Origin of the sequence: Cellulomonas sp. A375-1 (assembly GCF_001040865.1) — a bacterium.
GTDB classification, from domain to species: domain Bacteria; phylum Actinomycetota; class Actinomycetes; order Actinomycetales; family Cellulomonadaceae; genus Cellulomonas; species Cellulomonas gelida.
Genome location: NZ_LFKW01000085.1, coordinates 1 through 7742 on the forward strand (window position 1 = coordinate 1; position 7742 = coordinate 7742).

6 protein-coding genes are annotated in these 7742 nt (G+C 72.3%); all 6 read right to left on the bottom strand.

Going from position 1 to position 7742, the window contains the following annotated elements; translation table 11 throughout:
• On the bottom strand, window positions 1-1244 hold a 1244-nt coding region (gene eno / locus CWIS_RS09370), incomplete at its 3' end, for a phosphopyruvate hydratase (protein ID WP_048343017.1).
• A 112-nt stretch (window positions 1245-1356) separates the two neighbouring features.
• Window positions 1357-1953 (bottom strand): GNAT family N-acetyltransferase, encoded by a 597-nt coding sequence (locus CWIS_RS09375; protein ID WP_048343018.1) that lies wholly within the window; start codon window positions 1951-1953, stop codon window positions 1357-1359.
• A 39-nt stretch (window positions 1954-1992) separates the two neighbouring features.
• Window positions 1993-4089, bottom strand: a complete 2097-nt coding sequence (locus CWIS_RS09380) for an endo-1,4-beta-xylanase (protein WP_048343019.1) — start codon at window positions 4087-4089, stop codon at window positions 1993-1995.
• Between the two features lie 191 nt (window positions 4090-4280).
• A complete protein-coding gene (gene pntB, locus CWIS_RS09385; protein ID WP_048343020.1) occupies window positions 4281-5678 on the bottom strand; it encodes a Re/Si-specific NAD(P)(+) transhydrogenase subunit beta in 1398 nt (465 codons plus the stop codon).
• A 1-nt stretch (window position 5679) separates the two neighbouring features.
• A complete protein-coding gene (locus CWIS_RS09390) occupies window positions 5680-7236 on the bottom strand; it encodes a Re/Si-specific NAD(P)(+) transhydrogenase subunit alpha (protein ID WP_048343021.1) in 1557 nt (518 codons plus the stop codon).
• Between the two features lie 173 nt (window positions 7237-7409).
• A partial coding sequence (locus CWIS_RS18805; RefSeq protein ID WP_369796544.1) for a hypothetical protein occupies window positions 7410-7742 on the bottom strand: 333 nt, incomplete at its 5' end.

Here is a 7742-nt window from a genome sequence, read left to right on the forward strand (position 1 = left end):
TAGCGACCGGCGTCGTCCAGCTCCTCCTCGATGCGCAGCAGCTGGTTGTACTTGTTGATGCGCTCGCCACGGGCGGGAGCACCGGTCTTGATCTGGCCGGCGTTCGTCGCGACCGACAGGTCGGCGATCGTCGTGTCCTCGGTCTCGCCGGAGCGGTGCGAGGTCATCGTCGTGAAGCCGTTGCGCTGCGCGAGCGTCACCGCGTCGAGCGTCTCGGTGAGCGTGCCGATCTGGTTGAGCTTGACCAGCAGCGAGTTCGCCGACTTGAGCTGGATGCCCTTGGCGAGACGCTCCGGGTTGGTGACGAACAGGTCGTCGCCGACGATCTGCACGCGGCCACCGACCTCGGCGACGAGCTGCGACCAGGAGTCCCACTCGTCCTCGGACAGCGGGTCCTCGATGGACACCAGCGGGTAGTCCGTCACGAGCTGCTCGTAGTACGCGATCATCTCGGCGGGCGTCTTGGCGCCACCCTCGAACTGGTACGCGCCGTCCTTGAAGAACTCGGTCGACGCGACGTCGAGCGCGAGCGCCACGTCGGTGCCCGGCGTGAAGCCGGCCTTCTCGATCGCGGTGAGGATCAGGTCGAGCGCCGCGCGGTTGCTCGACAGGTTCGGCGCGAAGCCACCCTCGTCGCCCAGGCCCGTGCTCAGGCCCTGGGCCTTCAGGACGGACTTCAGCGAGTGGTAGACCTCGGTGCCGGTGCGCAGCGCCTCGCGGAAGGTCGTGGCGCCGATCGGGGCGACCATGAACTCCTGGATGTCGACGTTCGAGTCGGCGTGCGAGCCACCGTTGAGGATGTTCATCATCGGGACCGGCAGGACGTGCGCGTTCGGGCCGCCGACGTAGCGGAAGAGCGGCAGGTCGGCCGAGTCAGCCGCGGCCTTCGCGACCGCGAGCGAGACGCCCAGGATCGCGTTCGCGCCGAGCTTGCCCTTGTTGGGCGTGCCGTCCAGGTCGATGAGCGCGGCGTCGACGAGCCGCTGCTCGCTCGCCTCGAACCCGATGATCTCCGGCGCGATCTCGTCGATGACCGCGTTCACGGCCTCCTCGACGCCCTTGCCCAGGTAGCGCGACTTGTCGCCGTCACGACGCTCGACGGCCTCGAACGCACCCGTCGAGGCGCCCGAGGGCACCGCGGCGCGGGCGATGGTGCCGTCGTCGAGCGCGACCTCGACCTCGACAGTGGGGTTGCCGCGCGAGTCCAAGATCTCGCGGGCGCCGACGGCCTCGATGCTGGCCATGGGGGCTCCTTCGACGTGCAGGTGTGGGTTCCGTGCAGTGGTGGGTGACGACCTCACCCTAGTGGCGTCCACGGACCGTCGCGTCGGGACCTCCGTCCGCTGGACGCCCCCGTCAGGCTGTCATGGGCGGCGCGTCGTCGTCCGACGAGCGCGCGATGCCGGGCCGCGGGTCGGTCGCGAGCACCGCCATGAGGATCGAGTCGTGCCAGCGGCCGTCCCACCGCAGCCGGTCCCGCTGACGGCCCTCGACGACGAACCCGGCCTTCTCGTACGACCGCTGGGCGCGGGGGTTGAAGTCGAACACGCTGAGCTCGACACGGTGCAGACCGACCGCGTCGAACGCGTGGTCGAGCACCGCGACCATCGCCTCGGTGCCGTACCCGCGGCCCGGCATCCCGGGCACGAGCGCGATGCGCACGTTCATGCACCGGTCGTCCTCGTCGAGCTCGTTGAGGACCACCTCGCCCACGTACGTGCCGTCGGGCAGCGTGATCGCCCAGTCCGCGCGGTCGTCGGCCGGTCCGATGCGCTCGAGGTGCGCCGCGACCACCTCGCGCGTGAACACCGTGCGTGTGCCCGTGAGCCGGTTCGACTCCTCGTCGTGCAGCCCGGCCCAGACGTCCTCGAGGTGCTCGGGTCCCAGCGGGACCAGGACGAGCCGCGGGGTGCGCAGCGTCGGGACCGGTGACAGTGCGGAGCTCTCGACCACCCGGACAGGCTAGCGATCCGGGTGGCCGAGGCCGCTACGTCAGCCCTTCGCGCACACCACCCCGTTCAGACGGAACGTGCCGGGCGCCGTGGGCGTGCCGGGGTGCGACGCGTTGAAGCCGATGTCCGCGCTCGCCCCCGGAGCCAGCCGGCCGTTCCACGGCGCGTTGGTCGCCGTGACGGTGCTGCCGGTCTGGGACCACTGCGCGCTCCAGCCCTGCGTGACCTGCTGCCCGTTCGGGAAGTCGAACGTCAAGGTCCAGCCGTCGACGACCGTGGCGCTGGTGACCCGCAGGTTGGCCGTCAGACCGGTGTTCCACGCGCTCGTCGTCCAGCGCACGGTGCAGCCGCCGGGGCCGATGGTGGGCGTCGGGGTGGGCGTCGGAGTCGGCGTCGGAGTCGGCGTGGGCGTGGGAGTCGGGGTCGGCGTGGGCGTGGGAGACGGCGTCGGCGTGGGCGTGGGAGACGGCGTCGGCGTCGGCGTGGGAGACGGCGTCGGCGTCGGCGTGGGAGTCGGGGTCGGGGTCGTGCCGATGCGGGACGGGTCGACGATGCCCCAGAACGCGGCCTTCGCCTGGAGCCCGCCGTCGAACAGCAGCGGCGCGGCCCCCGACCGCAGCCACGTCCGCGAGTCGTCGACGCCCCAGACCGTCACGGACTCGAGCGACGACGCGTGCCGCTTGAGCACGGTCATCAGGTCCCGGTAGTAGTACGCCTGCTGCAGCAGACGGTCCGCGGGCGGCGTCGTCCAGCTCTCGCCGCCGTGCTGGTAGGTCGAGACGTCGAGCTCGGTGACCGCCTGCGTGACGTCGAGCGCCTCGAACGCGGTGATCGTCGCCTCGATGTCGCTCAGCGAGCGGCCGATCTCGACGTGCAGCTGGTGGCCGACGCCGTCGACCGGCACGCCGTCCGCGAGCAGCGACCGGACGAGCGCCAGGTAGGGCGCGCGCTTGTTCGCGTACTCGCTGTTGTAGTCGTTGATGAACAGCAGGACGTCGGGGCCGAACGCCGCGCGGGCGTACCGGAAGGCGTCGGCGATGTACGACGGGCCGAGGATCCGGTACCACTCGCTGCGCCGCAGACCGTCGGGCTGCGACTCGTCGATGACCTCGTTGACCACGTCGAACGCGAAGATCGGGTTGCCGGGCGTGCCGAACTCCCCGTACTCGGTGCGGTAGTGGTCGGCGATCGCGCGGATGTGCGCCTTGAGCCGCGAGCGCAGCAGCGCCTGGTCGTCGGCGCTCGTCGTGAGGGCCACGCCGTCGTTGCGCTCGAACCACCACTGCGGCGTCTGCTGGTGCCACAGCAGCGTGTGGCCGTAGACGCGCTGCCCGTGCTCGAGCGCGAAGTCCACGAGGAGGTCGGCCGCCGCGAAGCTGAACGTGCCCTCGGTGGGCTGGATCGCGTCGGGCTTCATCTGGTTGCCCGGAGTGATCTGCGCCGCGTGGTGCGCGACGAGCTCGCCCCGGCCCGCGAGCACGTCGGCGGGCTCGACCGCGATGCCGAACGGGAACCACGGCTGCAGGGTCGCGTCGAGCTGCGGCAGGGTCAGGTCGGGCGTGGCCCGCTCCCCCGTGACGACGACGTCGTCGACGAGGATGTCGGTGAGCGACGACGGGGACTCGACGTAGAGCTGTGCGGTGTCGAACGGTCCGGGCGTGTAGCTCGCGGTCACCTGCGTCCACGCGCCGCTCGTCACGCCGGTCGCGGTCGCGACGGTGTCGTACGACGAGCCGTTCGCGTCGTCGCGCTGCACGGACACGCGCAGGTCCGCGTACCCGGTGCCCGTCGAGGGCAGGCGCAGCCACAGCGAGACCGAGTAGGTGACGCCGGGCGTGAGGGTCACGGGCAGCGCCGCGCCGTTCCAGGACTCGGTGCGGCCCGTCACCAGCAGGCTCTGGCTGCCGCGCGGGTTCTCGGTGCTCAGCGAGACGGTGCTGCTGCCGCGCGCACCCCAGCCGTCGAGCCCGTCCTCGAAGTCGGACTGCACGACGACCGTGGCCGCCGCGCGGGCCGGCGAGGCGAACGGCGCGACGAACGCGACGACCACCACCAGCGCGGCGACGACGAGGGCTGCCAACGCCCCGACGCTCGACAGGGTGGACGTCCGCAACGGCGGGTGGGCACGGCGAGGCATCGCTTCGCTCCTTGGGCCTGCCGGCGGCACACCCACCGGTCACGCCGGAGGCTAGGGAACCCGCGACCTCACCGACGAGGGGTGAATCGGTTCGCCGGGGACGCGTCCTGCCCTGCCGCGCGCGCGTGCGCGAACGCCGAACGGGGACCGTGCGAGCGCACGGTCCCCGTTGCGGAGGTCGACAGGGTTCGTCAGCGGGCGGCGAGCGCCGCGACGATCTTCTCCGTCTGGTCACGCGCGTCGCCGAACAGCATCGCGGTGTTGTCGCGGAAGAACAGCGGGTTCTGCACGCCCGCATACCCCGTGGCCATCGACCGCTTGAACACCACGACCTGACGCGCGTGCCACACCTCGAGCACGGGCATGCCCGCGATGGGCGAGGACGGGTCGTCGAGCGCGGCCGGGTTGACGGTGTCGTTCGCGCCGATGACGAGCACGACGTCGGTCTCGTCGAAGTCGTCGTTGATCTCGTCCATCTCGAGGACGATGTCGTACGGCACCTTCGCCTCGGCCAGCAGCACGTTCATGTGCCCCGGCAGGCGTCCCGCCACGGGGTGCACCCCGAAGCGCACCTGCACGCCCCGCGCCCGCAGCTTCTCGACCAGGTCCGCGACGGGGTACTGCGCCTTGGCCACGGCCATGCCGTAGCCCGGGGTGATGACGACCGAGCGCGCGTCACCCAGCAGGTCGGCGACGTCCGCGGCGGACATCTCGCTGTGCTCCCCGACCGGTCCCCCGCCGGAGGGCGCCGCGGCACCCTCCTCGGCGCCGAAGCCGCCCAGGATCACCGAGATGAACGACCGGTTCATCGCGCGGCACATGAGGTACGACAGGATCGCACCGGACGCACCGACGAGCGCTCCCGTGACGATCAGCAGGTCGTTGCTGAGCATGAAGCCCGCGGCCGCCGCCGCCCACCCGGAGTACGAGTTGAGCATCGAGACGACGACCGGCATGTCGCCGCCGCCGATCGCCGCGACCAGGTGCCAGCCGAGGGCGAGCGCGATCACGGTCATGGCCAGCAGCGGCCAGATCGACGGTGCCGCGACGAACCACGCGAGCAGGCCGAGCGACACGACGACCGCGCCCAGGTTGAGCAGGTTGCGCCCGGGCAGGGTCAGCGGCGCGCTCTTGATCTTCGCGGAGAGCTTGAGGTAGGCGACGATCGAGCCGGTGAACGTGACCGCGCCGATGAACACGCCCAGGAACACCTCGACGAGGTGCACGCCGTGCGGCGGCTCGGTCAGGTACGAGTTGATGCCGACGAGCACCGCGGCAGCACCGACGAACGAGTGCAGCATCGCGATGAGCTCGGGCATCTGGGTCATCTCGACCTGGCGCGCACGCCAGGTGCCGATGACGGCGCCCACGCCCAGCACGAGCGCGATCAGCAGCGCCGTCGCGAGCGTCGAGCGCTGCGACGCCTGCAGCGCGAGCGCGATGGTGGCGGCCAGTGCGAGCACCATGCCGACCATGCCGAGGACGTTGCCTCGCCGAGCGGTCTCCTGCTTGCTCAGACCCGCCAGGGAGAGCACGAACAGCACGGCGGCCAGCACGTAGGTGGCCTGGGCCAGCGTCACGAGCGTCATCTCATGCCCCCCGTCGGAACATGCGGAGCATCCGGTTCGTGACCAGGAACCCGCCGAAGATGTTGATGCTCGCCACGGCGGCGGCGACGCACGCCACCACGGTCACGACGAGGTTGTCCGAGCCGATCTGCAGCAGCGCGCCGACGAGGATGATCCCCGAGATCGCGTTGGTCTGCGCCATGAGCGGCGTGTGCAGCGCGTGCGACACGTTCGAGATCACGTAGTACCCGACGAACACCGCGAGCACGAACACCGTGAAGTGCCCGAGGAACTCGCTCGGCGCGAAGGACACGCCGAGCGTGAGCAGCACCGCCGCGAGCGCGAAGCCGATCGTGCGGCGCTTCGCGCGGCGCGCGGCGGACTCCTGCGCGGCGGCTGCCGCGGCCGCGCGCTCCTCGTCGGACGGGCCCGGCGGTGCCGGTGGTGGTGCGGCCGAGACCGCGACCGCGGGCGGCGGCCAGAGCACCTCGGACTCGTGCGTGACCGTCATGCCGCGCTGCACCGGGTCGTCGAGGTCGAGGACGAGCGTGCCGTCCTTGGCGGGCGTCAGGAGCTGCACGAGGTGGACGATGTTGGTGCCGAGCAGCTGCGACGAGTGCTGCGGCATGCGTCCCGCGAGGTCGGTCCAGCCGAGGACGACCACGCCGTTCTTGCTCACCACGCGCTCGCCGGGGACCGTGAGCTCGCAGTTGCCGCCGCCGGGGGCCGCGAGGTCCACGACGACCGACCCGGGCTTCATCGCGGCGACGGCCTCGGCCGTGATCGTCGTCGGTGCCGTGCCGCGCACGAGCGCGGTGGTGATGACGATGTCCGCCTCGGCGCACTCCTGCGCGTACACGTCGAGCGCGGCCGCGGCCTGCTCGTCGGTCAGCGGCTTGGCGTAGCCGTCCGCGCTGATCTCCTGCTGGGCCTGCGGTGCGCGCACGAACTGCGCACCCATCGACTCGATCTGCTCGCCGACCTCGGGCCGCACGTCGAACGCGCGCACCTGCGCACCGAGCGAGTCCGCGGTGCCGATCGCCGCGAGCCCCGCGACGCCCGCGCCGATGACGAACACGCGCGCGGGCGGCGTCTTGCCCGCCGCGGTGACCTGGCCGGCGAACATCCCGCCGAACTCCTGCGCCGCCTCGACGACCGCCCGGTAGCCCGCGACGTTCGCCATGCTCGAGAGCACGTCGAGCGACTGGGCGCGCGAGATGCGCGGGACCGCGTCGAGCGCGAGTGCCGTGACACCGCGTGCCGCGAGCGCCTGGACGAGCTCGGGGTGCTGGGCGGGCTGCAGCTGCGCGACGAGCACGGCGCCCTTCCGCAGCAGGGCGAGGCGGTCGTCGGACGGCGCGTCGACGGCCGTCACGACGTCGGCGCCCCACGCGGCCGCCTGGTCGACGACCGCGGCACCCGCCTCCGCGTACGCCTCGTCGGCGAACGTCGCCGCCGCGCCCGCGCCCGACTCGACCAGCACCTCGTACCCGAGCCCGACGAGCTTCGCCACGGTCGCCGGCGTCGCCGCCACCAGACGCTGGCCGCTCGCCTCCCGCGGGATACCGATCGTCGTCACGCACTGCCTCCTGACCTGCGCACACCCGCAGCACGCAGGACGGGCGCACGGTGACCGCATCGTGGCCGGGTGACCGTCTCACCGGCTCGCCGCTGACCTTATCGACGTGCGGCGATCCCCCGCGGGACCACGGTCCCTCGTGGACACCTGCGACGTGACCCGCGCCGTCGGCGTCAGGGCGTGGCGAGCTCACCCTGCAGCGCGGTGACCTGCCGCACCCACTCGTCGCGCTCGGCGACCGCGGCCTGGATGACCCCGACGGCCGCCTGCAGCGCCACGGCGTCGCCCGCGTCGAGCGCGTCGGCGTACTGCCGCAGGCCGACGCCGAGCTGCTCACCCGCGGTGCGCGCGTGCGCGTGCAGCTCGTCGAGCCGGGCGGTCCCCGTCGCGGCGCCGGCGACTGCGTGCTGCACCGCACGCACCGCGGGCAGCGTGTCGGCGCGGACCCGCGCGGCGCGTGCGTCGGGCGCGAGCGTCGTGTCGGCGTCGATCGCCAGCACCGCCTG